The sequence below is a fragment of the Brevundimonas nasdae genome, assembly GCF_016654005.1.
Lineage (GTDB): Bacteria > Pseudomonadota > Alphaproteobacteria > Caulobacterales > Caulobacteraceae > Brevundimonas > Brevundimonas nasdae.
Window position 1 is genome coordinate 178813 of sequence record NZ_JAEPWN010000007.1, and the last position, 25261, is coordinate 204073.

15 protein-coding genes and 2 pseudogenes are annotated in these 25261 nt (G+C 65.0%); 12 read left to right on the forward strand and 5 right to left on the reverse strand.

All coding sequences use genetic code 11. From position 1 onward, the window contains the following. Positions 1–40 precede the first annotated feature (40 nt). Complete coding sequence (locus JKF87_RS12200) at positions 41–2509, forward strand: glycoside hydrolase family 3 protein (protein WP_370874347.1); 2469 nt, start codon at positions 41–43, stop codon at positions 2507–2509. Positions 2510–2716: 207 nt separating this feature from the next. Then, positions 2717–5665 (forward strand): TonB-dependent receptor domain-containing protein, encoded by a 2949-nt coding sequence (locus JKF87_RS12205; RefSeq protein WP_201100170.1) that lies wholly within the window; start codon positions 2717–2719, stop codon positions 5663–5665. 232 nt (positions 5666–5897) lie between these two features. Here the strand turns inward: JKF87_RS12205 and JKF87_RS12210 are convergent, their stop codons facing one another. Next, positions 5898–7514, reverse strand: a complete 1617-nt coding sequence (locus JKF87_RS12210; protein WP_201100171.1) for a carboxylesterase/lipase family protein — start codon at positions 7512–7514, stop codon at positions 5898–5900. Between the two features lie 133 nt (positions 7515–7647). On the opposite strand from JKF87_RS12210, the gene JKF87_RS12215 reads away from it, so the two are divergent. The 4 genes and pseudogenes from JKF87_RS12215 to JKF87_RS12230 form a co-directional block, all read left to right on the forward strand. Continuing rightward, positions 7648–8712, forward strand: a complete 1065-nt coding sequence (locus JKF87_RS12215; protein WP_201100172.1) for a LacI family DNA-binding transcriptional regulator — start codon at positions 7648–7650, stop codon at positions 8710–8712. 109 nt (positions 8713–8821) lie between these two features. After that, positions 8822–11038 carry a beta-glucosidase gene (locus JKF87_RS12220; protein ID WP_201100173.1) on the forward strand — a complete coding sequence of 739 codons (2217 nt, stop codon included), beginning with the start codon at positions 8822–8824 and terminating at the stop codon, positions 11036–11038. Positions 11039–11109: 71 nt separating this feature from the next. Further along, positions 11110–12072 (forward strand): LacI family DNA-binding transcriptional regulator, encoded by a 963-nt coding sequence (locus JKF87_RS12225; protein WP_201100174.1) that lies wholly within the window; start codon positions 11110–11112, stop codon positions 12070–12072. A 385-nt stretch (positions 12073–12457) separates the two neighbouring features. After that, positions 12458–14143: pseudogene (locus JKF87_RS12230) on the forward strand (glycoside hydrolase family 3 protein); the annotation flags it as partial. Positions 14144–14200: 57 nt separating this feature from the next. Here JKF87_RS12230 and JKF87_RS18350 read toward each other — a convergent pair. Then, positions 14201–15211, reverse strand: coding sequence for a LacI family DNA-binding transcriptional regulator (locus tag JKF87_RS18350; protein ID WP_236261328.1), 1011 nt, complete (start codon positions 15209–15211; stop codon positions 14201–14203). 298 nt (positions 15212–15509) lie between these two features. On the opposite strand from JKF87_RS18350, the gene JKF87_RS12240 reads away from it, so the two are divergent. The 3 genes and pseudogenes from JKF87_RS12240 (at position 15510) to JKF87_RS12250 (ending at position 17831) form a co-directional block, all read left to right on the forward strand. Beyond that, positions 15510–15875 carry an SUMF1/EgtB/PvdO family nonheme iron enzyme gene (locus JKF87_RS12240; RefSeq protein ID WP_236261329.1) on the forward strand — a complete coding sequence of 122 codons (366 nt, stop codon included), beginning with the start codon at positions 15510–15512 and terminating at the stop codon, positions 15873–15875. Continuing rightward, a pseudogene (locus JKF87_RS12245) lies at positions 15794–16425 on the forward strand (SUMF1/EgtB/PvdO family nonheme iron enzyme). The gene JKF87_RS12240 and the pseudogene JKF87_RS12245 overlap by 82 nt, the downstream one beginning before the upstream one ends. A gap of 23 nt (positions 16426–16448) precedes the next feature. Further along, the gene (locus JKF87_RS12250; RefSeq protein WP_201100178.1) at positions 16449–17831 is read left to right on the forward strand and encodes a sulfatase family protein; all 1383 of its coding nucleotides are present in this window, start codon (positions 16449–16451) and stop codon (positions 17829–17831) included. Positions 17832–17994: 163 nt separating this feature from the next. On the opposite strand, the gene JKF87_RS12255 is transcribed toward JKF87_RS12250, so the two are convergent. The 3 genes from JKF87_RS12255 to JKF87_RS12265 all read right to left on the reverse strand — a co-directional run bounded on the left by JKF87_RS12255 (position 17995) and on the right by JKF87_RS12265 (position 22509). Further along, a protein-coding gene (locus JKF87_RS12255; RefSeq protein ID WP_201100179.1) for an IS3 family transposase occupies positions 17995–19184 on the reverse strand; the annotation gives its coding sequence in 2 pieces (ribosomal slippage) (positions 17995–18926 and positions 18926–19184; 1191 coding nt in all). Between the two features lie 173 nt (positions 19185–19357). Beyond that, positions 19358–21409, reverse strand: a complete 2052-nt coding sequence (locus JKF87_RS12260) for an AsmA family protein (protein WP_201100180.1) — start codon at positions 21407–21409, stop codon at positions 19358–19360. Between the two features lie 92 nt (positions 21410–21501). Next, positions 21502–22509 (reverse strand): L,D-transpeptidase family protein, encoded by a 1008-nt coding sequence (locus JKF87_RS12265; RefSeq protein ID WP_236261331.1) that lies wholly within the window; start codon positions 22507–22509, stop codon positions 21502–21504. Positions 22510–22833: 324 nt separating this feature from the next. Here JKF87_RS12265 and JKF87_RS12270 point away from each other — a divergent pair, with 324 nt between their 5' ends. The 3 genes from JKF87_RS12270 to JKF87_RS12280 all read left to right on the forward strand — a co-directional run bounded on the left by JKF87_RS12270 (position 22834) and on the right by JKF87_RS12280 (position 25217). Further along, positions 22834–24084 carry a mechanosensitive ion channel gene (locus tag JKF87_RS12270; RefSeq protein WP_201100182.1) on the forward strand — a complete coding sequence of 417 codons (1251 nt, stop codon included), beginning with the start codon at positions 22834–22836 and terminating at the stop codon, positions 24082–24084. A gap of 66 nt (positions 24085–24150) precedes the next feature. After that, entirely contained in the window at positions 24151–24768 is a 618-nt protein-coding gene (locus tag JKF87_RS12275) for an OmpA family protein (protein ID WP_201100183.1), read from the forward strand. Positions 24769–24830: 62 nt separating this feature from the next. Beyond that, positions 24831–25217, forward strand: coding sequence for a DUF3597 domain-containing protein (locus JKF87_RS12280; protein WP_003167697.1), 387 nt, complete (start codon positions 24831–24833; stop codon positions 25215–25217). Positions 25218–25261 lie beyond the last annotated feature (44 nt).

The window sequence follows — 25261 nt, forward strand, 5'->3', positions numbered from 1 at the left end:
CGAAAACAGCGCGGCGTTCGCCGCGGGGGAGAAGATCATGATGAACACGACCGCCATCGCCGCAGCCTTGACGATCGCCATGCAGTCGGCCGGCGCGGGGGCGCCCGTTCCCGAGGCGTCGCGGGCCCACCCCGAGATGTGGCCGGCGGCTCACAGCCCCGCCGCTATGACCGACGCGCGGACCGAAGCCTTTGTGCGCGACCTGCTGGCCCGGATGACGATCGAAGAGAAGGTCGGCCAGACGATCCAGGCCGACATCGCGTCGATCAAGCCGGAAGATCTGCTGACCTATCCGCTTGGATCAGTCCTGGCGGGCGGCACATCGGGTCCGGGAGGCGACGACCGCGCCCCGGCCCAGGCGTGGGTCGATCTGGCTGCGGCCTTCCGCGCCGCCGCCGCGCAACGTCCGGGGGCGCGCGTCCCACTGCTGTTCGGCGTGGACGCAGTCCACGGCCACAACAACATCTTCGGCGCGACCATCTTTCCGCACAATATCGGTCTGGGAGCGGCGCACGATCCCGACCTGATCCGGCGCATCGGCGCGGCGACAGCCGAGGAGATCGCCGCCACGGGGGCCGACTGGACCTTTGCCCCGACCCTGGCGGTGCCGCGGGACGATCGTTGGGGCCGCACGCTGGAAGGCTATGCTGAGATCCCGGACGTTCAGGTCGATTACGCCGGGGCGATGGTCGAAGGTCTGCAGGGCGTGCTGTCGGCGGATCGGCCGATCGGCCCGGAACGTGTCGTCAGTTCGGCCAAACACTTCCTGGCCGACGGCGGCACGGACGGCGGCCATGATCAGGGCGACTTCAAGGTGACCGAGCGCGAACTGATCGACATCCACCTGGGCGGCTATCCGGACGCCATCAATGCGGGCGCCCTGACGATCATGGCGTCCTTCTCCAGCTGGAACGGGGTCAAGCACACCGGCAATCCGACCATCCTGCGCGATGTGCTGAAGGGGCGGTTGGGCTTCGAAGGGTTCGTCGTCGGCGACTGGAACGCCCACGGCCAACTTCCGGGCTGCACCACCGTCAGCTGCCCGGAGGCGTTGGAGGCGGGGTTGGACATGTATATGGCGCCGGATAGCTGGCGCGGCCTCTATGACAACACCCTGGCCCAGGTGCGCTCGGGGCGCATCCCGATGGCCGTGCTGGACGACGCCGTGACCCGCATCCTGCGGGTGAAGGTCAAGGCGGGCGTGTTCGAACCGTCGCGCTACGCCTTGGCGGGCGAGTTGAATCGTCTGGGCGCGCCGGATCATCTGGCGCTGGCCCGCGAGGCGGTGCGAAAATCCCTGGTGCTGCTGAAGAATGAGGGGTCGGTCCTTCCCATCCGGCCGGGCGCGCGTGTCCTGGTGGCCGGCGACGCCGACGACATCGGCCAGGCGTCGGGCGGCTGGACCATCAGTTGGCAGGGTACGGGCAACAGCAACGTCGACTTCCCCAACGGCCAGTCGATCTGGGCTGGATTGAGGGACGCTGTGGCTGCGACCGGGGGTGAGGCGACGCTCAGCGCCGACGGCGAGTTCCAGGACAAGCCGGACGTCGCTGTGGTCGTGTTCGGCGAGACGCCTTATGCGGAAGGTCAGGGCGACGTTCGCCATCTGGACTACCGGCCCGAAAAACCGCTCGAAATCCTGAAGCGGTTGAAGGCGGCGGGCGTGCCGACTGTGGCCGTCTTCCTGACGGGACGCCCGTTGTGGATGAACCCGGAGATCAACGCCTCTGACGCCTTCGTTTCGGCCTGGCTGCCGGGAACCCAAGGGCAGGGCGTGGCCGATGTGCTGGTGGCGGACCGGTCGGGCAAGGTCGCCCATGATTTCACCGGCCGTCTGACCTTTTCCTGGCCGCGGACGGCTGAGGGCACGCCGCTCAACGTCGGCCAGCCGGGATATGACCCGCTGTTCGCCTATGGATACGGCCTGTCCTACGCCAAGCCCGGTTCGGTCGGGACGCTTCCCGAGGTGTCTGGCGTCGATCTGCCGCCAGTCAATCTGGACCGCTTCTTCGTCACCGGCCGTTTCCAGCCGCCCTGGACGATGAGCATTCGCGATGCGGCGGGCGTCACGGCGGTGACGTCGCCTCGCGGAGCCAGCGCCTCGGTGGCTTGGTCTCCGACCGACGGCGCGATCCAGGAAGACAGCCTGCGGCTCGCCTTCTCGGGCCAGGCCCTGGTTGGGATCGGCGGGGACCGGATCGACCTGTCCGAGCGCGCCGATCGCGCCCTGACGTTCCGCGCCCGTGTCGAAACGCCGATCACCGGCGCCCTGTGGACGGGCATGGGCATGACCTTCGTCGATCTGGCGCCGCTGACCGGACCGGTCGGCGAGTGGCGCGCCATATCCATTCCTTTGCGCTGCCTGGCGCAAAGCGGCGTGGAGCTGCGGTCCGTGGATCAACCGTTCAGTCTCGTTTCCACGGCGCCGCTGACCGTCTCGCTCGCCGATATCCGCTTGTCGGACGCACCGGCCTCGCCCGAGGTCCCCTGTCCCAAAAAGACCCTGTGAAACGAGTCTGGTATCGTTGTCATTGCAGCTGTTCGATGGTATGTGAACGCTGTCATGCTTGAGGCGCCGACAGAGCGTCCGGGCGGCAGGGAAGGAAGCGGCTTTCCGTTTTTCCAAGACAGATGGCGCGGCTGAACCCGCGCTCGGCGCCGACTTGCGCCGCAACGAAACAATAGGCGCGTCGGGAGCGCGTCAGGAGGGGAAACCATGAAGACGATCATTCAATCCACCCGTAACCGTCGTGCGCGTTGGCTGACCACTGCGGCGGGCGCCGTGCTGGCCACGACCCTTTTTGGGCCCGCAGCCTGGGCGCAGCAGACGCCTTTGCCCCAATCCGGCGAGGCCGCGCAGACCGAGGAAGACGGTGATGTCGCCAGCGTCGAGGATATTGTCGTCACCGCCGTCGGGACCAACATCTCGGGTGTTAAGCCGGTCGGCAGCGAAACCGTCACCCTGTCGCGTGAGGAAATCCTGCGAACCGGGGTCAGCAACGTCGCCGACGCGGTCCGGACCCTGCCGCAGGTCAAAAACCTCGGCGATTTCCGCGAAGGCGGGACGCAGGGGTCCTATAATTCCCAACAGGGCAACGCCATCAACCTTCGCGGCCTCGGCGCCCAGGCGACGTTGACGCTGGTGGACGGCCACCGTCTCGTCGCAACGGGCGCGGCCTCGAACTTCACTGAGGCCAACCAGGTGCCGTTGGCCGCCGTGGAACGCGTTGAAGTGATCGCCGACGGCGCTTCGGCGCTCTACGGCTCCGACGCCGTCGCGGGCGTGGTCAACTATGTGTTGCGCAAGGACTTCGAAGGCGTCGAGGCGTCGCTTCGCGTCACCAACCAGACCGGCGGAACCGAGTACTCTCCGTCGTTCACGACCGGCAAGATGTGGGGCGATCTGGGCGGCATGGGCGGCGGCAATGTGCTGCTGGCGTATGAATACACCTCACGTGATGCCTATCTGCGATCGGAAAATCCGCTGCTGATGCAGGATTTGACCCGATACGGCGGGCCGGACAACCGGCTGAACGGAACGACGGCGACGGTCTCCGGGCCCGCCAACATCTATGTCCAGAACGCCGACGGTTCGCAGAACCCGACCCTGCCAAGAGCGGGCGCTTACACTTATTACGGTCTTCCGACGGGCGCGAACGTCGGACTGTCCGCCTCGGACCTGTTGTTGAACCGTCCCAATCTGACGGATTCCGCCGAGTACACCGACTATGTAGGCGAGCAGAAAAAACACCAACTCTCGCTGTTCGCCAACCAGCAGTTCGGCCGGCACATCGAAGGCTTCCTGCAGGCCTCCTACAGCAAGCGCGAGACCTATTCGCGCTCTCTGGCTTCGGTGAACCAGAACGTCACCCTGTCGCCGTTCCTTTATGATGCGGCCGGCAACGTCACGGCGACACCGAATCCCTACTACATCAGCGGAATTCCCGGAGTTGCGCCGGGGGCGAACCTCAATGTGCAATATAGTGGCATTAAGGATTTCGGGACGAGCAACTTCAACAACTACTCTGAAACTTACAGCATAACCGCCGGTTTCCGGGCGCTTCTGCCCTTTGATTGGAAGATGGACGCGTCCTATACCTTCGGGCGGGATGAAGCGTGCAACTATTGTCAGACGGGGTTGAATCTCAACCCAACGGCTCTGCAGTATCGGATCAATACAGGCGACATCAATCCGCTGAGCAGCGCCCCGCTGTCGGACGCGCAGCTGGCGACGCTGCTGGGCGACAATATCCAGAGCAGCGGGAACGGCCTGGACGACATCGTGATCAAGTTCAACGGACCATTGTTCGAACTGCCGGGCGGCACGGTGCGGGCGGCTTTCGGCGGCGAACGCAACGAAGCCTACAACTACAATGTCAACGGAGCCAATCGTACGGCGCTGAATGCTTTCGAGTTCGATACGACCGAGGCCACCAGTAAGCTGGATCGGACCATATGGTCGGCTTTCGGCGAGCTTTACGTGCCGCTTATCGGCCCGGAAATGGGCGTGCCGCTGGTCCAGAGCCTGATCGTCGATGCGGCCGTCCGCTATGACGACTATTCCGATGTGGGCAACACCACAAATCCCAAGATCGGCGTGACCCTGGATGTCACTGACACCTTCAGCCTTCGAGGGTCCTGGGGCACGTCGTTCCGGGCGCCGTCGCTGCCGGACGTCAATCTGTTCGCCTATTCGTCCTCGTTCGGCTTCCCGTCGTCCAATAGCGACCCGCGCGTGACGAACGGCTTCCTGAACCTGCCGGGCGCGGGGCTGACCTTGGCGAATGTCGGGCTGGTTCTGGGGTCGAACCCGGACCTCAAGCCCGAAGAAGCCACCAACTGGTCCGTGGGGGGCGATCTCGAACTGGGCGACTTCACCTTCAACGCCACCTACTACAACATCCGCTACACGGGCCGTATCGCGTCTCCGGATGCGTTGGGGGCGTATCAGGCCGGCCTCTATCCCGATTATCGGGGTTTTGCGGCCAATATCATCCCCATCAACAACCCGACCACCTGCTCGAACGCCGACCTGACGACGGCCGATCCGTTGTTGCAGCAATACCTGGGTCGCACCCTGCTGTACGGCGGCATCCCAGACTTCTGCGCCGTCAATGTGCTGATCGACCAGCGCAACACCAATCTGGCGGCGACGCGCCAGGACGGTATCGACGCCAGCGTCTTCTACGATCGCCGGTTCGGCGAGTTGTCGGTCAACGCCTCGCTGGCGGCCAGCTGGACGATGAGCAACGAGCAGCAGGTCGTGGAGGGGCAGCCGTTCGAGGATCGCCTGGGCTTCTACAGCACGCCGATCGAATGGCGGGGCCGGGCGTCCTTCGGCGCCAACTGGCGTGAGTTCAGCGGCAACCTGTTCGTCAACTATACGGGCGGCTACACGAATGATCTGGCGGTCGATTCCCTGGGATCGTCCATCACGCCTCAAAAGGTCGATGCCTGGGTCACGGCTGACGCCACCTTGGCCTACGCCACCGAATTCCGGGCGCCGGCGGGTGGATTCGTAAAGGGGCTTCGGGCCTCGCTGACAATCCAGAACCTGACGGATGAAGATCCGCCGATCGTGATCACCAGCCAGTCGGTGTTCAACGGCGCCTATTCGCACCCCTACGGTCGCACGTTCAGCGCCCAACTGACCGCCAGCTTCTAGGCGTCTCTTCCCCGGCATCCTGAGCGCCGGCTTGGCCGCTGCGGTTTTCTGCAGCGGCCCTTTTTTGTCCGAGATGCCGAGTGCAAGAGACGCGCTAGGGACGTTCAGTGGGGCGTGCGCCGCCAGCGCATTGCTTGGCTGAGCGGCGCCGTCGCCAAATTGTCAGACATAAGAAGACGGCGTCGCGATGATCGCGACGCCGTCAGTTTAGCACCCTTAGGAAGGTTGCGTGTTACTTGCGGGTGGCTTCGGCCGCAGCCTGGGTCACGTCCAGTCGCGCACGCCATGGATCGGGACCGCCTTCGACGCCATCGTTGTTGAAGCGCATCACCGGTTGAGACTGTGCGTCGAACACCGGCCAGCTCGGCAGGCCGGCGCCGTTCGGGTCGCCGGCGCGGGCGAAGTTGACGATGTAGGAGGCGATCAGCTTGGAGGCCTCGCGATCCGCCTGCGTCACCTTATCCGGATACCGGGCGTCGATCGTTTCCAGGAAGAATGGGATTTCCGTGGCATGGGGAACGGCGGGCCATTCGCTGCGCATCGTGTCCGCCACATAGCCGTAGCGATAGTGCCAGACCGGCGCCCCTGCCTTGGTCTGCTCTTGGGCGATGAACCGAGCCGGTTCGATCATGAAGGAGTCCATATAGATGGAGTAGCGGAAGGCCTCATCCGGGGTGATGTCGCCATAGGCGGCCCGGGCGGCTTCGGGGTCAGGGAAGCGGGCCAGCATCTCGTCGCGGGGCAGGGGCGGGCCCCAGCCGATATCGGCGGTGACGCCGCCGATCATCAGAGGAACGCGCGCCTGTTGCTGGGCGCGGAAGACGCTGTCGGCCCCTACCATGATCTTGCCGTCGATCATCGGGCCGCTGGCGGGCGCGACGGGGCGGGTGGCCATGCCGGTGCCTTCGACGATCTTTTCGGCTGGCAGAGCGCGAAGCGCCGCCAACGCCTGAGCGTCGTCGCCGGTGACGCCCGCCCATTCGGCGAAGCCTTGGCCGTCATCCTCGGCGTCGGGCTTGCCCTCGGCGTGCAGCGGCTTCAGGCTGGAGTCCATGCGCGCGGGCGCCGACATGGAAATAGCGCGGTCGAACAGGCCTGCAGCCAGGGGCGTCGTCATCAGGTTCAGAACCGATCCGCCCCCGGCCGATTCGCCCATGATGGTGATGTTGTCGGGGTCGCCGCCAAAGGCCGCGATATTGGCCTGGATCCATTTCAAGGCCGCGATCTGGTCCATGTAGCCGTAGTTGCCCAGATGGCCGTTGTCGGCGTTCTCAGCCGTCAGAGCGGGATGGGCGAAGAAGCCGAAGCGACCCAGCCGATAGTTGAAGCTGGCGAAGACCACGCCCTCCTTGGCCATCGGCGCGCCGCTATACACTGCGGGAGAAGCGCCGCCGTTCACCCAGCCTCCGCCATAAATCCAGACCACGACAGGCAGTTTGGCGTCGGCTGGCGCGTCAGCCGGCTTCCAGACGTTCAGATAAAGGCAGTCTTCGGCCGGCGGCGTCCCCAACGGCGCTGCGTCGGCAGCAAAGGGAATCTGCATGCAATCGTTGCTGTATTCAGTTGCGGGCCTCACGCCCGACCAAGCGCGCGGCGGCTGGGGCGCACGCCAACGCAGCGGGCCAACGGGCGGCTGGGCGAAGGGAATGCCCTTCCAGGCGGTGACGCCTTCTGCGGTGACACCGGCGACCTGGCCCGTCGTGGTCGTGGCGACAGGGCCGGCCTGGGTCTGGGCCTGGGCCTGGCCGGTCGCGCCGGCGAGCATGAGAGCCCCGATTGAGGCGGCGGCGAGCGCGGCGCCCCGGCGTCCGGCCACGCGATGCCTAGACCGGATAAATTGTATGGTCATGAGTAGTCCCTCCCGATGGCGCTCTGATTGGCGCTGACAACGTTACCGGTCACGCTATCGCTTTCCGAAGCGGCGTCAAGCCAAAGCCGGTTTCCGGCTGGCGAACGCTTTTGATGCGGCCTAGTCTCAAGTCGTGACGAAAGCCCCGATTTCAACCTCGCGCAAGCCGACGATCAAGGATGTCGCCGCCCGAGCCGGCGTATCCTTCAAGACGGTGTCGCGTGTCCTCAACGCCGAGGCGGGGGTAAGAGCGGACGTGCGCGACCGCGTGCGGGCGGCTGTCGTCGCCTTGGGCTACACGCCCAACCTTGCCGCACGCGGGCTGAGTGGCGGGCGCAGCCGACTGATCGGCCTTGTCACCTATGCGACGGCCGAGGGCTTTCTCGAAAACCAAGCTTATCTGGCCGAGCTGGAAACAGGGTTGATCGACCGTTGCCAGGCGCTCGGGTCAAGTCTGGTGATCGAGATTGTCCGTGCGGACGCTGATTTGGACTCGGAGATCCGGGCCGTGACCGGCGGCCTGACAAAGGACGCCTTCATCCTGCCGACGCCGCTGGCGGACAATATGCGGGTCATCTCGGCGCTGGAGGCCACCGGCGCGCCGGTGGTTCGCATTGCGCCGACCCTCGACCTGGACCGCTGCCTCTACGTGGGCATGGATGACGAGGCGGCGGCGGCTGAGATGACCCAGCGACTGTTGACATTGGGGCATCGACGCATCGCCCTGATCAGCGGCCACCCTGGCCATGGCGCGGCGGAAGCGCGCCGTCAGGGCTATGTTCGCGCCCTGCGCACCGCCGGAATCGAGATCGATCCAAGGCTGATTCGGCAGGGCTGGTTCACCGAGGCGTCCGGCTTCGAGGCCGCGATGGCTTTGATGGATCTGGACGAGCCTCCGACCGCCGTTTTCGCCTCCAATGACATGATGGCGGTCGGCGTGCGCCGGGCCGCGCGGCTGCGGTCCGAAGATCCTGCCGCAGCCAGTCTTTCGATCGTCGGCTTCGATGGGCTTCGGACGGTCATGGCGGGCTGGCCGACCCTAACCACCGTGCGCCAACCGCTGACGCAAATGGCATGGGCGGCGATGGACGTGGCCGACGCTCTAGTCGAGGGGAGGGGGCTGACGTCGGTTCTGTTGCCGTATAGCCTGTTAGACGGCCAAAGCGCAGCAGCGCCCCATACCGTACCGATCGGCTGAAACTCGATCCCCACCCTACGATCCCAGTTGCCAAAATCCACCGACTAGATATGGTAACGTTGTCTAACAACAATGAGGCGCGCCACGAGGCGGGCCCACGGGGACGGAAATGACTTTCAGACCTTTCGCTCACGCCCTTCTGGCCGCCACCGCCTTGGTCGCGCCGATCGATGCGCAGGCCCAAGTCCAAGCCGCCGCCGCCGATGCGCGCGCCGCCGCCCTGGTCGGGCAAATGACAATGGAAGAGAAGCTGTCGTTGCTACACGGCACCATGCCTTTGCCGTTCTTCGGCGACACGCCGATCCCCGAAGGGGCAATTCCCGGCGCAGGCTATGTGCCGGGTGTCGAACGTCTAGGCGTGCCGGCTCTGAAGGAGACGGACGCCAGCCTAGGCGTGTCGTGGGTGGCCGGGCTCAGAGGCGACGGCGCCACCGCCCTGCCGTCCGGCCTGGCGCTAGCGGCCACCTTCGATCCCGAACTTGCGCGTGAGGGTGGGGCCATGGTCGGGGCCGAGACCCGCGCCAAGGGCTTCAACGTCCTGCTTGCGGGCGGTGTCAACCTGGTCAGAGACCCGCGCAACGGCCGGAACTTCGAATATCTGGGCGAGGATCCTCTTCTGGCCGGAGTCCTAGCGGGTGAATCTATTCGCGGGATTCAGAGCAACCGCATCATCTCGACCATCAAACATTTCGCCTTCAATGGCAACGAGACCGGCCGCAACTTCCACAGCACCAACATCGGCGAGGCAGCAGGCCGCGAAAGCGACCTGCTGGCCTTCCAACTGGCGATCGAGCGTGGCCAGCCCGGTTCGGTCATGTGCGCCTACAATCGCGTCAACGACGTGTATGCCTGCGAGAACCCGACCCTGCTCAGCGACGTGCTCAAGCGCGACTGGGGCTACGAGGGCTGGGTGATGTCAGACTGGGGGGCGGTGCATTCGACTGAGGCCCTGCTGAACGGCCTGGATCAACAGTCCGGCGAGCAGCTTGACCGGGAACCCTATTTCGGACGCCTGCTGACCGAGGCGGTGGCGGGCGGCGACGCGCGGTATGTCACACGGGTGGACGATGCGGCGCACCGGATCGTGCGCACCATGATCTCCACCGGCATGTTCGACGACCAGCCTCAGCCAGGTGGCGTCATCGATTTCGACGCCCATGCTCAGGTGGCGCGCCGCGTGGCCGAACGCGGGGTGGTTTTATTGAAGAACGAGCGTGATCTGCTGCCGCTTGCGCGCACGGCCCGCAACATCGTGGTGATCGGCGATCAGGCGGATGTGGGCGTCTTGTCTGGCGGCGGATCTTCGCAGGTCGCCGCGCCCGGCGGGCCGGCTGCCACGGTCCGCATCGGCGGCGAAAACGCCATGGGGCCGTTCAGCAACGCCTTGTATCACGGGTCGTCGCCGTTGGCGGCGATCAAGGCCGAGGCGCCGAACGCCACCGTTCGGTTCGCCCACGGCCGCTATGTCTCCGAGGCCGTCGGCCTAGCGGCGAAGGCTGATTTGGCCATTATCTTCGTCGGTCAATGGACCACCGAGGCGGTGGACGTGCCCGACCTGTCGCTACCGGGCAATCAAGAAGCGCTGATCGAAGCCGTGGCGCGCGCCAACCCCAACACCATCGTGGTTCTCCAGACCGGCGGGCCGGTGGTGATGCCGTGGCTGGAGCGCGTGCCGGCGGTGCTCGAGGCCTGGTACTCGGGCGCCAAGGGCGGCGAGGCGATCGCCGACATCCTGTTCGGCGACGTCAATCCGTCTGGTCGACTGCCGGTGACCTTCCCTGCCTCCGTGGATCAACTGCCTCGGCCTGTCATTCCAGGCATCGACCAGCCGTCAGCCGGCCTCGTCGCGATGGGCCAGGCGCGGCCGAGCTTTCCGGTCGATTATACGATCGAGGGGTCCGACGTCGGCTATCGCTGGTTCGAGGCCAAGGCCGCGCGCCCGCTGTTCCCCTTCGGCTTCGGCCTGTCCTACACGGACTTCGCCTACAGCGATCTGAAGGTCGAAGGCGGCGACACCCTGACCATCAGCTTTAAGGTGGCCAATACCGGCGATCGTGCGGGAGTGGACGTGCCGCAGGTCTATTTGACGGAGTCGCCGGGCCGATCGCAGCAACGCCTGATCGGCTTCGAGCCGGTGTCGCTTGCGCCGGGCGAAAGCCGTACCGTTTCCTTGACGGCTGATCGACGGTTGCTGGGGAACTGGGACACGCAGCGTCCTGGGTGGTCCGTTCCGGTCGGGGACTACAAGGTGTTTGTCGGGACCGATGCGACGTCTCCCCGCCTAAATGGTGAGGCGCGGGTTCGTGCGTCGCGGATTCGGCCGTGACGCCGGGTCCATTGACGAGCGATGAGTCCAGGCCGCAGAAGCAACCGTATGACAGGTGAGGTTTCAGTCCCTTGACCCGACCGACCATCAAGGATGTCGCGTCCTTGGCTGGCGTGTCGGTGATGACCGCGTCGCGGGCGCTGAACAACCAGCCCTATGTCAGCGCGGAGGCGTCGCAACGCGTCCGGGAGGCGGTTGAGACGCTGGGCTTTCGACGCAACGCCTTTGCGCGGGGGCTTCCCCGCGCTCAATCCTTCATGGTGCTTATGTTGATCGGTCATGGGACGTCCGACCTGCCGGGGCGCTTCCAGCGTCACGCCGTCGAGCGATGCCGCGAACTGGGCCGACATCTGATCGTCGATCGTCCCCCGCTTGGCGGAGGCGCGGTCACCTATGTCGAGGGACTGATTGACCGCTTGCGTCCTGAAGGCGTGGTCCTTTGGCGTCCCTTGGCGGATGATCCGAGAGTGCTGGCCATGCTGGCCGAGCGATCCGTGTCGTTCGTCCGCATCGACGCCGATCCTGCGCTGGCCGGCGCCCTCGTCTCGATCGATCATGCCCAGGCCATGACCACGTTGTTGGAGACAGTCGACGGGGGCGCTGCGGCGTTCGTCCACAGTGAGGCGGACGGCTGGCTGGCCCGCCAGAGACGCGAGGCCGTCTTGGCCGCCGCCAACACCGTGCGACTTTGCCCTGCGCCCTCCAGCGATTTCGGGGCTGGACTGGAATGGGGGCGCCGCCTGGTCGCGGAAGACGAATCGCCCGCTCTGATCGTGACCGACCACGACGCGCTGGCCCTCGGCCTTCTCACAGCACTCAAGTCCCAGCCCGCCAGCCGACGCCCGGTACTCGCGTGTCTGGAAGACAGCGGCAGCGTCAGTCTGGTGGCCCCCGAAATCAGGCGCCTCGTTCAACCGCTCGAAGCCATGGCGCACGCTGCTCTGGATATCCTCACCCAGGAAGTCCAAGCGGCGCCCGTTCGTTTTCAGCCGGTGTTTACGTCTGAGGATGGACGCGGCGTCACGAGCACATAGGTGATGATGCGCCGGTCATCTGTGACGCCCGCGCTCTTCCCGGCCGCTCAAACGTTCGGATTTCGCAAGATCAAGGAAACGTCGGCGCGCGTAAACGATCGGCTCTTTAATCCGCCGGTTTGAACAATGTCATGAGGCAAGGTATAGCGCTAAACCAAGTTTGATGCGGTTGGGATGAAAACAGCTCATGAAATTGCAAATCGCCTTATGCGCCATCTCCGCCATGACGGCGGCGGTTCAGACCGCGCACGCGGAGTCGGGGTCCTTCCGGGATTTGAACAAAAATGGGCGGATGGACGTCTACGAGGACGCCAGTCGCACGGTCGAAGAGCGGACGGACGACCTGCTGGGCCGGATGACGCTGGAGGAAAAGGTGGGGGCCATGATGCATGGCAGTCTGCCCGCTGGAGACGCTCTGGGGCATGGGGGAGAACGCTATGACCTCGCCCAGATCGGGACGCTAATCGGTGAGCGGCATCTCAACAGTTTTATCACCCGCTTGGTCGTTCCGCCCGAACAACTCGCGGCGGAGAACAATGCGGTTCAGCGGATCGCAGAAGGGACCCGACTCGGTATTCCAGTTACGATAAGCACCGATCCGCGCAATCATTTTCAGGCGGTCTTGGGCGCCAGCACGGCGGGCGGCGGCTTCTCGCTTTGGCCAGAGACTTTAGGTCTCGCCGCGATCGGCGATACGGATCTGGTTCGTCGCTTCGGCGATACGGCGCGACGCGAGTACAGGGCCGTCGGGATCCACATGGCCCTGTCGCCCCAAGCTGACCTAGCCAGCGAACCCCGCTGGCCGCGCGTGACGGCGACCTTCGGTTCCGACGCGTCCCACGTCTCGCGAATGGTGGAGGCCTATGTGGAAGGGTTCCAGGGAGGGCGCACGGGCGCCGGTGCGGCCGGGGTCGCCACTGTCGTCAAGCATTGGGTCGGCTATGGCGCCCAGCCCAACGGGTTTGACGGCCATAATGTCTATGGACGGGTCGCCCGGCTGGACAACGCCAGCTTCGCTCGACACGTCGCGGCGTTTGAGGGCGCGTTCAACGCGAGGGCGTCTGGCGTGATGCCCACCTATCCCATCCTAGAGGGCGTGACCCTTAAGGGAGAACCGCTGGAACCTGTCGCGGCGGGGTTCAACAAGCAGTTGCTGACCGACCTCTTGCGGGTCGAGAAACGGTTCGACGGACTGGTGCTCTCCGACTGGGCGATCACCAACGATTGCGACACGGCCTGTTCGGCGCCGACTGCGGAGAACCCTCAGCAGAGCAAGGATATCGGCATGCCGTGGGGGGTGGAAACCCTCAGCCAACCTCAGCGGTTCGCCAAGGGGGTGATCGCCGGCATCGATCAATTCGGCGGCGTCAACGACGGCGCCATGCTCATGGACGCCGTGCGCGAAGGGCTCGTGCCGACCGCCCGCCTTGACGACGCCGTGCGGCGTATCATGCGACTGAAGTTCGAACTTGGTCTGTTTGACAGTCCGTACGTCGATCCCAAAGCCGCCGCGAGAGTGGTCGGGGACCCGGCTTCCCAGTCGCTGGCTGACGCAGCGCAGCGCAAGGCGCAGGTGGTGCTTGAGCGTGTGGGATCGGACGTTCAGGTGTCAAAGGTGTGGCTCTATAATCTGGACCCTGCCGAAGCCTTGAGCCGCGGCTGGACCGTGGTCGATGATCCGGCTCAAGCCGATCTGGCGGTCGTGCGCGTGAACGCCCCATTTGAACGCCTGCATCCGTATCATTTTTTCGGCATGCGTCAGAATGAGGGGCGGTTGGACTTCCGTGACGGCGATCCTGATTATGAGGCGATCAAGCAGGCGCGGCGAGCCCGCCGCAGCGCCGTGGCCGTGAACCTGGATCGACCGGCGATTCTCACGAATGTCCGCGACAAGGCGGACGTCTTGATCGCCACCTTCGGCGCCAGCGACGCCGCCGTGCTCGATGTCGTAACCGGTCGAGCGGAAGGGGAAGGGCGTCTCCCCTTTGAACTGCCGTCGAGCATGGCCGCCGTTCAGGCGCAGGATCCCGCACGGCCCGACGACAGTTCGGCGCCGCTGTATCCGCAAGGCTATGGCTTGGGGCGAAAGGCCGCTGAGGCCTCAGCCGGCGCCCGGATACAGTCACGGCTAGTGGCCGGGCGCGAGGCCGGTCGAATCGCGTTCAATCAGTTGGTGGTCGACCATATGGGTGACCATCGCCTGTGCACCGCCGGGGTCGCGTATCTGATCGATCAGAAGGCGTATGGCCTGCTCCGCCATTTGCGATACTGGTTGTCTGACGGAGCTTAGTTTCGGCACGACCCGGATTGCGAGCGGACTGTCGTCGAAACCCGCAACAGACAGATCTTCGGGTACGCGCAATCCACCTTCCTTGGCGATGTTGATCGCGGCGGCGGCCATATCATCGTTGGACGCCAAAATGGCGGTGGGACGGACCGTTCCGCCCAGCAACTTCGCCGTGGCGATCAGGCCGGAATCGAATGTCAGCTCGCCTTCGGCTACGAAGCTGGGTTCGAATTCGAGCCCCGCGCTTTGGAGCGCCTGCCGGTAGCCGTCGAAGCGCGTTCCGCTGCTGAGGTGGTTAGGCGGACCCTTGATGAAGCCGATGCGACGATGGCCCAAGGCGACGAGCCGGCTGGTCATGTCGAAGCTCGCTTGACGATCATCAATTCGAACGCTGGCCAGCCGTGGAAGCGTTTCGCCGGTCGATAGCCCGATCAGCGCGACGTTCGGAAACTCAGCCATCTCCTCAACCGTCAGGGCTTCGCAGAAGGGGGGCGCCATCAAGACGCCCTGGGCGCCGCTCCGCACGAGTTGGCGCAGGACGTTGAGAGGCGAGGCCTCCGGATCCGAGCTCCACCGTCCAACCAGCATCTGAGCGCCCAGCCGCGACGTGGCGTTCACCGCGCCGATGACGAGCGCGCTGAGAAACGCGTTTTCCACGTCACGGAAATGGACGCCGATCCGTTCCGGTGCTGCGCTCGCAAGACTGCGAGCGGCGATATTCGGAACGTACCGAAGCGCCTCCATCGCCTCCAACACGGTCGCGCGGGTCGGCTCGCTGACCAACTTCCTCCCGGTCAGGACATTGGACACGGTCATGACCGAGACGCCGGCCCGATCGGCCACGTCCTGCATGGTGACGGCCTGGGTGGAGCGCCGGGGCGATCGTAAGGCTGATCGGACATCCTTCATCAGCAGTGGCGTGGCTCCTGCGCACGCAATCGTCAATGGGTGGGGCGTCGAAGTATTTGACAACCTGCGCCGCCCATGTGTTTTAGCGATAAACTGACAGTCGATCGGTAGGAAGCGTTTGGCGTTTGTCTCGGGCTCCGAAAAGGTCCTGTCGCCGACTGTCGGCAAGAGTAAGGACAAGGCTTTGTCAGCTTCCAAATCGCGTCGGCAGAAAACGTCGGACGCCGACCGACTTTCAAACATGCGCCGACTTGAAGGCGGTCTTTTCGTCATGGGATGCGAGACCTTCTATCCCGAAGAGGCGCCGCTGCGGCCCGTGCGCGTCGGTCCGTATTGGATCGACGAGACCCCCGTCACCAACGCCCAGTTCGCGGCCTTCGTGGAGAAGACGGGCCATGTCACCTTGGCCGAGATCGCGCCGGATCCAGCGGCTTATCCAGGCATGGATCCGGCTCTGGACCATCCCGGCTCTCTCGTTTTCAACAGCCCCGCGTCTCCCGTTCGTCTCGACAATCCTGGCAACTGGTGGGATTTCGCCTCGGGGCCGATTGGCGCCGCCCCGAGGGACCTGGCAGTTCGGTCGAGGGGCGCGAGGATCATCCCGTGACCCAGATCGCCTTCGCGGACGCCAAGGCCTACGCCGCCTGGGCGGGCAAGAGCTTGCCGACCGAGGCGGAGTGGGAGTTCGCCGCCCGGGGGGGCTGAACGGAGCGGACTACGCCTGGGGCGACGTGTTGGAGCCGGAGGGCCAAATACTCGCCAACTATTGGCAGGGCGCCTTTCCGCATGAGAACCTCGTGCTGGATGGGTTTCGCACGACCTCCCCGGTTTGCGCCTTTCCGCCCAATGGATACGGCCTGTTCGACATGATCGGCAATGTCTGGGAATGGACCGCCGATTGGTACGCCCTAGCCAGTCCATCCGCCGGCAAGACGCCTTCGTGCTGCGCCCCGGTCAATCCTCGCGGACCGCGCCGCGAGGACAGCCTGGATCCAACCCTTCCGCATGATCGACAAGGGCGAAAGGTGCTCAAGGGCGGTTCCCACCTTTGTGCAGACAACTACTGCCGCCGCTACCGCCCCGCCGCGCGACATCCGCAAGCGGTCGATTCCTCCACCAGCCACATCGGCTTTCGCTGCGTGGTTCGCGCGGCCTGATCCATCATTTTGACGAGACGTCCATGAACTCGACCTTGAAACGGCTTCGCGCCGTCATGCTCGCCGCGACCTGTCTCGCAGCCCAGCCGGCGTTGGCCGACCAAGTTGCGGCGGCGCAACGGCCGATCGCAGTCTCCACCCCAGCTCGGCCCGAGGCGAAACAGACGCAGCCGATGAACATGGTCTTCGTCCTGGTCGATGATCTACGTTTCGACGCGATGGGGTTTCTGACGCCGGGACTGCAAACGCCCAACATCGACTATCTGGCGCAGAACGGAACCTACTTCCCCAATGCGGTGGTGACGTCGTCGCTGTGTTCGCCGAGTCGCGCGACCATCTTGACCGGGCAGACCGCGCGCAACCACCGTGTCATCGACAACAATCATTCTTCGGAAGAGGGGCTGATCTTCTTCCCTCAATATCTTCAACAGGCCGGATACCAGACCGCCTTCTTCGGCAAGTGGCACATGGGCAATGACACTGACGCGCCCCGGGCCGGTTTCGACCGATGGGTCAGTTTCAAAGGGCAGGGGACCTATTTCGCCACAGACATGCTGTCCCCCGCCCAGGTCGCGGCCGGCCAAAGGCAGACGCTCAACGTGGATGGCCAGTCTGTTTCTCGGCAAGGCTACATCACCGATGAGTTGACCGACTACGCCATGGATTGGCTTGAACGCGGGCGCGATCCCTCCAAGCCGTTCTTCCTCTATCTGTCACACAAGGCGGTGCACTCCGACGCCGTGCCGCCGGAGCGGTATGCGCATCAGTACGACGATCTGGACATCCAACTGCCGGCGTCGATGGCGGACACGCCAGACAACAACCGGGGAAAACCGGTGTGGGTGCGAAACCAGCGCAACAGCTGGCATGGCGCGGATTTCCCGTATCACACGGATCGCGATCTGAGAGAGCAGGTGCGCGACATCTACCGGACCCTGACCCCGGTCGACGACAGCCTGGGACGAATCCTGACCTATCTTCGCGCCAATGGCCTGGAAGACACGACGATGGTCGTCTTCTACAGCGACAACGGCTTCCTGTTCGGCGACCACGGCCTGATCGATAAACGCAACGCCTACCAGCCGTCGGTGCGGGTGCCCATGGTCGTCTATGCGCCTGGCCGCGTTCCGGCGGGTGCGGTCAATTCCGCCGTTGTGCGCAATCTTGACCTGGCGCCGACCTTCCTGGAGGCGGCCGGCGTCGCCGAGCCCACGCAGATGGAAGGCAAGAGCTTCCTTGACCTCGTCGAAGGCAAGACGAGCGCCCAGGCGTGGGACACCGAAGATTTCGTCTACGAATATTACTGGGAATGGACATTCCCACAGACCCCGACCACCTTCTCCATCACTCGGGACCAGGTGAAGTATATCCAGTACCACGGCGTCTGGGACACGGAGGAGGTTTAGCATAGTTGATATTTATGCGATTTAAAACATAAATTCTGATTATGCGTTTTTCGACATAAACGCGATTATGAGAAATAGCACATAGAATCGGTCGTTCATTTGAGATGGTCCTCGGGCCCTGGCAGACCTTGGCGAGGGTGCCCACTGACGTGACCCCCGTTTCTCATCCAGCCATAACGAGAGTCCTTTGCTGATCTGAACTGGGGTTGGTGGGGTTGGCAAGAGGCCGGTCAGCGCAGCCTTCAACCAGCGCAGCGGACCGGCCGATCTGTCCGTTGAGCGCATCTGCGTAAGCCTGCGGCGTCAGCCATCCCAGCTTCGAGTGCGGCCGGGTTTCGTTGTAGTCGCGCCGCCAGGTTTCGAGCACGGCACGGGCGTGCGGCAGGGACCGGAACAGCGTCTCGTTCAGCAGTTCGTCGCGCAGGCGGCCATTGAAGCTCTCGTTGAAGCCGTTCTGCTGGGGCTTGCGCGGCGCGATGTAATGCCAGCCCACGCCGGTGCCGTCGGCCCAGGCCAGGATGGCGTTGGACGTATATTCCGTGCCGTTGTCGCTGATGATCGTCTCGGGGCGCCCGCGTCGCAGGATGATGGCGTCCAGTTCGCGCGCCACCCGCCGGCCCGACAGCGAGGTGTCGGCGACGAGTCCGAGGCACTCACGTGTGCAGTTGTCGATCACCGTCAGGATGCGGAAGCGCCGCCCGTCGGTCATCTGATCGGACACGAAGTCCAGCGACCAGCGCTGGTTCGCGACCAGAGGAATCTCCAGCGGCCGCCTTGTGCCCATCGCGCGTTTGCGCCCGCCGCGCCGACGCACCGTCAGCTTTTCCTCGCGGTAGATCCGCTGGACCCGCTTCTTGTTGACCGCATGGCCCTCGCGCCGGAGCATCACGTGCAGACGACGATAGCCGAACCGCCGACGCTCCTGGGCCAGGGCCTTCAGCCGATCGCGCAGGGTGCCATCGTCCGGTCGTGTCGCCTGATAGCGCACGCTCGTCCGATCAACGCCCAGCACCCGGCAGGCCCGCCGTTCGCTCATCTCGTAGGCCGACTGCAGGTGCGCCGCCGCCTCTCGATGCGCAGCGGGCGTCACCACTTTTTTCCCAGCAGATCCTTCAGCGCGACGTTGTCCAGCATCGAGTCCGCCAGCATCCGTTTCAGCTTGGCGTTCTCGTCTTCCAGCGCCTTCAGACGACGGGCCTCCGACACGTCCATGCCGCCATACTTGGCCTTCCACTTGTAGAAGGTCGGCGAGCTCAGCCCGTGCTTCCTGCACAGGTCCGCCACCGGGACACCGGCCTCCTGCTCGCGCAAGATTCCGATGATCTGCTCTTCCGTGAACCGTGATCGCTTCATTCTGTCCGTCCTTCGTTGGGGCGGACTCTAGCTATTCCTGGAGGAGTTTCAGGGGGTCACGTCAGTCCCGTCCGGCCGGGTAGTTGGCGATCGAATGGTCGCGACGTAGACGCTCCGTACTCGAGAACCTTTTGCTCATTCGCGGCGCAGGGTCCCGCGTCCCGTCCAGTGGCTCACTTTGCGCTAGCGATAAGCGCGCCGCAGTTAGCGTCCTTGGCCAGCCCCGGGTCGACGAAGGCGAACAGGGCCGCGACCGGCGCCGCGACAGCGCCGACGATGGCCGCCAGACCGCCCTGCGTCACTAGCTGACCCGTATCGACACCCACTTGCGGCGAGGTCAGCGATCCTCTGACCAGAATGGGCGTCCAGAGCCGCAGCAGACGCGGCTTCTTGGAGTCGCCGTCGATCTTCAGGTCGAGTGTCTCGGCTCCGAGATTGATCGATCCCGAGCCCTTGGCCAGAACTACATCCGTATCGACCACGAGGGTCTGGGCCCGGGCGACGCCGTTGGAGACGTTGAAGTCGGCGACAGCGCAGCGGATGTCGGCCTTGGACTGGTCGCCGCGCAGCAGCTTGAGCAGTCCCGCGCTGGCGTTAATGCCGAGCAATTCGGCGAAGGCTGAGCGCATCTCTCCGTTCGGCACCACCAGGCTGACCGAACCCTTCGACGCGGCGGCGAACCGATGGATCGAGTTTCCCGGTCCCTCAAGGCGCATCCGCCCGGTGGCCTGGCCTGTGATCGGCGCCGTGCCATTCTTCGCAGGCACGATGGATTCCAGCGGATAGCCGGTAAGCCGGAAGTCCATGGCGCTGTAGGGCATGTCCCGCGCGGCGTTGATCCGCGCCGTTCCGGTCAGGCTTCCTCGATTGAAGGTAAAGGCGACCGGATTGAGGTTAAGGACCCCGGCTTCAAGTTCTGCGCCCAGACGCACTGCACGAATGTCCATCTCGTTGGCCTTCACCGAAGCCGCCCGGTAGGTCAGGCTCCCGTCCATCGTCCGCAAGCGATCGACGTTCAAGGTGGCGTCAGGCAACAGCTTGCCCGGCGCGCCCGAACTGACCGTGGTGGTGTTGGTGCCGGCCGCATTCGTCTGGGTCCGGGCCCCGAAGATGGCCATGAGGTCGTCGATATCCAGCCTCTGCGAGGCGAGTTGCGCCTCCACCCGCAGGCGGCCGCCCGTCTCGGCCTTGACGTCTCCGGACAGGTCGGACGACCCGACCCGGCCGGTGAAGTCGTTGAAGGTCCAGGTGCTGTCGTCGCGCTTCAACGCCCCCGCCAGCCGGTAGGGCGGGGTATTGGGAAGGGTCACGCCGGTCAGCAGGTACAGGTCGCTGAGGTCTTGCCCCTGGAGGGTCAGGGTTGAGGTGAACTGGCCCAGGTGGAAGGGTCGGGTGACCGCGCCGTCGGCGGTCAACTTCGACCGCGCGCCCTCGATCAGGGCGTTGAAGTGATACGGGCGGTCACGGCGAATGTTGATGAAGGGTCCGCCCTCGATCCGCAGCGTCAGGGGCGAGCGATTAACCGAGCCCTCGCCGGCCAGAACAAAGCCGGCGTCGTCGTCGTTGGCGGTCTCGCGGGCGTCGACAGAGGCGTCGAGGGTCAGGCCCCGTTTCTGTTCGTCTATGACGATATGGCCGTTCTGGATAATGAGTTGCTGGATGACCGGCAGCTTCATGCCTTCGCCGGTGTCGGGCTTGTTCGGCTCAAGTTCCCAGCTCTGGCGACCGTCTTTCGTGGCGAGGAGATAGACTTCGGGCTGGGTGAAGGAGAGCAGAGGCATCTCGATCTGGCCCGCGAACAGTTTGCGCAGTCGGACCGAGGCCTCGATGCGCGAGACTGTGGCGGTGTCGCGCGACTTGGCCCACTGCGGGCCGCCGAACTTCAGATCGTTGACGATCACCGTAGGCGCCCAGGTGAACAACTTGACGTCCAGGTCGCCGCGCAAGGCGATCTCGCGATCATATTTGGCGGAGGCCCACCGGCCGATCGGCCCGCGCAGCCAGTTCCAGTCGAACAGGAGGAAGAAGATCACGATCGCGGCGATCAGCAGCATCACAATCGAAGCTGCGATCTTCTCCGTCCGCCCGGGATGACGAAAGCTGTTGTAGACGGGATCGTTGGCCTTGACCCAGTCGCGCCATTCCCCGGCCCGAACCCCCGCGCGCGCCAGGGTTCTCGTCCGAAAGGCGTCCCAGGACAGTCGAAGTTTGGATGTCGCGGTCAAGGTCGAAATCTCCCTACTCAGCGCTCCAACGCATCAGCGTAAGGTTGGTGTCAGGAAATCAAGACCTTAGCTGTGGCGTGCGGGGCGGCGGATCAGTTGCGGAAGATCACATCCATGCCGGGATTCACCGCCGCCGCCAGCTGCTGTGCGTCCCAGTTGGTCAGGCGCACGCAGCCATTGGACGCGGTTTTGCCGATCAGTTCGGGATCCGGCGTACCGTGGATGCCGTAGGTGTCGCGTGACAGGTCGATCCAGACCACGCCGACCGGATTGTTGGGCCCGGCGGCGACCACCAGTTTCTGTTTCCCATCGCTATAGCTCAGGCGCGACGGGTCGTAGGTGTAGTCGGGCGCTTTGGCCACGCCGACCACCTTCAGGTTCCCCGTCGGCGCCGGCCGCTCGCTGCTGCCGATGGTGGCGGGATAGACGGCGAGGACGCCGCCCGAGCGATCGAAGGCGGTGACCCGGCTGGAAGTCTTGTCGACCTCGATCCTCACGACTTCGGCCAGCGACGGCGTCGCCACCGCCGGCACCACGATGGTCTGCCCGGCCCGGCTGAGATCGACGCCGGGATTGAGGGCGTCGAATAGGGCCTCGGTCATATGGAACCGCTCCGCCAGCGCTTCCTTCAGCGTGGCGTATCCGAGCGCAGTCAGCCGCGCCTTGCCCTCAAGGTCGTCCGGCAGGGCCCCAATGTAGGGACCTGCAAGGTCCTGGGCGGTGATGACGTAGTCGCTCAGTACGGGCCGGCTGTCCGCCGCCAGGCGGCTGAACACTTCGGCGTCGAGCTGCCCATCGACGGTCAGACCATTGGCGGTCTCAAAGGCCGCGATCGCCTGCCGCATGTTTTCCCCGTCCAGACCATCGATGGCTCCGGGCGAAAAGGGCGAGCGATCCAGGAGAATCTGCGCCCGGATCAGGGCTGCGGTCGGTGCTGGTGTCGTGGGAACGACGTCCTCACCCGCTGGGACCTGCGTCGGCGTGCTTGCAAAAGGCGGCGTCGACCCTGGCGTCGCCGCGGGCGCGTTAGAAGGCGACAGCTTCGCCGGCGGCTCGAATGTCGCGGCCTCGATCGCCTGCCGCGACAGGCCCGCGGCCATCGGACGCTCTGGCGCAGCGACAGCGACGGGCGCAGGTTCCGGCCGAGCCGCTTGGTCAGGAGACGGCGCGCCGCAGGCGGCCAGCCCTACCAACAGTGAAAGCGGGATGACGCGAATGAACATCATAATCCAGAACTGTGAGCGACGAGTAGCGATCGACCAACCCGACTGCTTATGGGCGGTTCCCCGCGTGAAAGCCATCGCCAGGCGGAACCCCCTCAGCTTTGCACCGTTAGTTCGGCGACGCTTGCGAGGGAGCGTCGTGGAGGGTTGAATGCAAACGGCAAACTACGAGTTCATCGGCTGGAACGCGCTCATTTACGAATGGGCCCCAAGGCGCTCGGAGCCCTGGTCATCCTGGTCGCGGCCTGGTTTATCGGCAAGGCCGTCAAATGGGCGCTGGCCAAGGGCATCAACCGCATTCCGGGCGCCTCGAAAGCGACCGCCAGCGATAATCCCAAACATTCTATCGGCGCTAGCCTGGGCGACGTCGCCTTCTGGCTGATCCTGCTTTTCGGCGTCGTCGCGGCGCTCGGCGTCCTCAACCTCGGCCAGGTCGTCACCCCCCTCAACACCCTTCTGACCCAGGTCGCCGCCTTCGTCCCGAGCGTGCTGGGCGCCGTCCTGATCTTCTTCATCGGTTTCGTCGTCGCCACCCTGGCCAGGCGGGTCGTCGAGGCCGCCCTGCAGGCCGCCAACGCCGATCGCTGGCTTGAGAAGGCCGGTCTGACAAAGGCGACCGGATCGACCGGTGTCAGCACGGCCATCGGTACCCTGGTGTTCGTCCTGATCCTCATCCCGATCACCATCGCCGCCCTGGAACAGCTCGGCATCGAATCCCTCACGGTTCCCGCCGTGGCCGTCCTCTCGACCGTCCTGGCGGCGATTCCCCACGTCCTCGCCGCCGCCATCGTCCTCGCTGTAGGCTGGTTCATCGGTCGCTGGGTCGCCCAGCTGATCGAACGCATCCTGCCGGCCACCGGCTTCGATCGCAGCATCTCCAGCCTGACCAGCCTCACGGCCACTGCCGAGACGCCGGCCCAACCCGTTCCTGCCTCCGCGCCCTATGCCGGCGACGTCACGCCCGCCACGGCTCGGGCGCTCGGCGGAGAGACGCCCAAGGCCCTGACGCCGTCGTCCATCGTCGGCAAGATCGCCATGGCGGCGATCGTCGCCTTCACCGCGGTCGAGGCCGCCAAGCTGCTGCAGTTCGGCACGATCGCCGTCACCCTCCAGGAGATCCTGGCGCTGGCGGGTCATGTCATCGTCGGCGGGATCATCATCACCGCCGGCGTCCTGATCGGCGGCGTTCTGGCCAACCTGATCAACAAGGGGACTGGCGGCGCCGACGGTTTCGCGTCGACCTTGGTCCGCTGGGCCACGATCGCGCTGGCGACGGCCATGGGCCTGCGCTTCATGGGCATCGCCGACGACATCGTTCTTCTCGCCTTCGGCCTGATCCTGGGAGCCGCGGCGGTCGCCGCGGCCTTGGCCTTTGGTCTCGGCGGACGCGACGCGGCGGGCAAAGTGGCTCAGATGTGGGCCGACAAGGTCACGAAGATCCCGCCGCAATAACCCTCCCGGACCGGGCCGCATTTCGCGGCCCGGTCTTTTGACTTCGCTTCCAACAAGGAGCCCGACATGACCGACAACCGAGATCGCGATCCCCGCCTGGATCCTGTGGCGCCCTCTTGGCGTAAATACCTTCCGTGGATCATCGGAGCCGTGGTCCTTCTGCTTCTGCTTCTCCTGCTCACGCGCTGCGGTGATGATCGTGCGGCGGTCGATCCGGCAGTGAGGGACGCCGCTGCGTTCCCCGTCGAAACCGGTCCCGTTCTGCCGCCGACCGCGGGTCCCGCCAGCCCCGCCGGCGTCTCAGGCCTGGACGCCTATCTCGCCGGAACTGACGCCGCGCCGCGGACCTTCGCCTTCGAGCGCGTCAACTTCGATACGGGTGCATCCACGATCCGTCCTCAGGATCGGCCCGAAATCCAGGCCGTGGCCGCCGTCCTCAGCCGCTATCCGAACGCGCACGTCCGGCTTTACGGCTACGCCGATGCACGCGGGTCCGATGCCGCCAATCGCACGCTGGCCCAGGCTCGGGCGGATGTGGTGCGGTCGGCTCTGATCGCTTCAGGCGTGGATGGACGACGTATCGAGTCGCTTTCGGGTGGCGAGACCAACCCGGTCGACAGCAACGCCACGGCCGGCGGGCTGGCGGAGAATCGCCGCACCGAACTGGTTGTCGTCCAACGCTGATCCCTATGACCCCGGGCGCGATCCGCGCCCGGGATCCCAACACACGCACATCGAGGTCGATCATGAGTATTTTCGGAAAAATCTGGGACAAGATCACAGGGCACAAGAAGCCTGAGACGCCGGCGGCGCCCCAGGCGCCCACACCTCAAGCCCCTCCTGTGCAGCCGACGGCGGCCCCTGTCGCTTCCCAACCGGTCGATGTCGAGCAGGTCCTGTCCCAGATGGCGGAGATGAAGGGCGGCGGCGGCAACTGGCGCACCTCCATCGTCGACCTCCTGAAGCTGCTGGATCTCGACTCCAGTCTCGCCGCTCGCAAGGACCTTGCGGAGGAACTCGGCGTGCATGCCGGTCCTCACGGATCCGCGGAGCAGAACATCGCCCTCTCCGGTGCGGTCTGGGCCAAGTTGGCCGAGAACGGCGGGCAGGTCCCGGCAAGCCTGAGGGACTGATGGTCCGGCGGCGACAGGGCGACGTTGCGCGGTTAGGGGCCTCT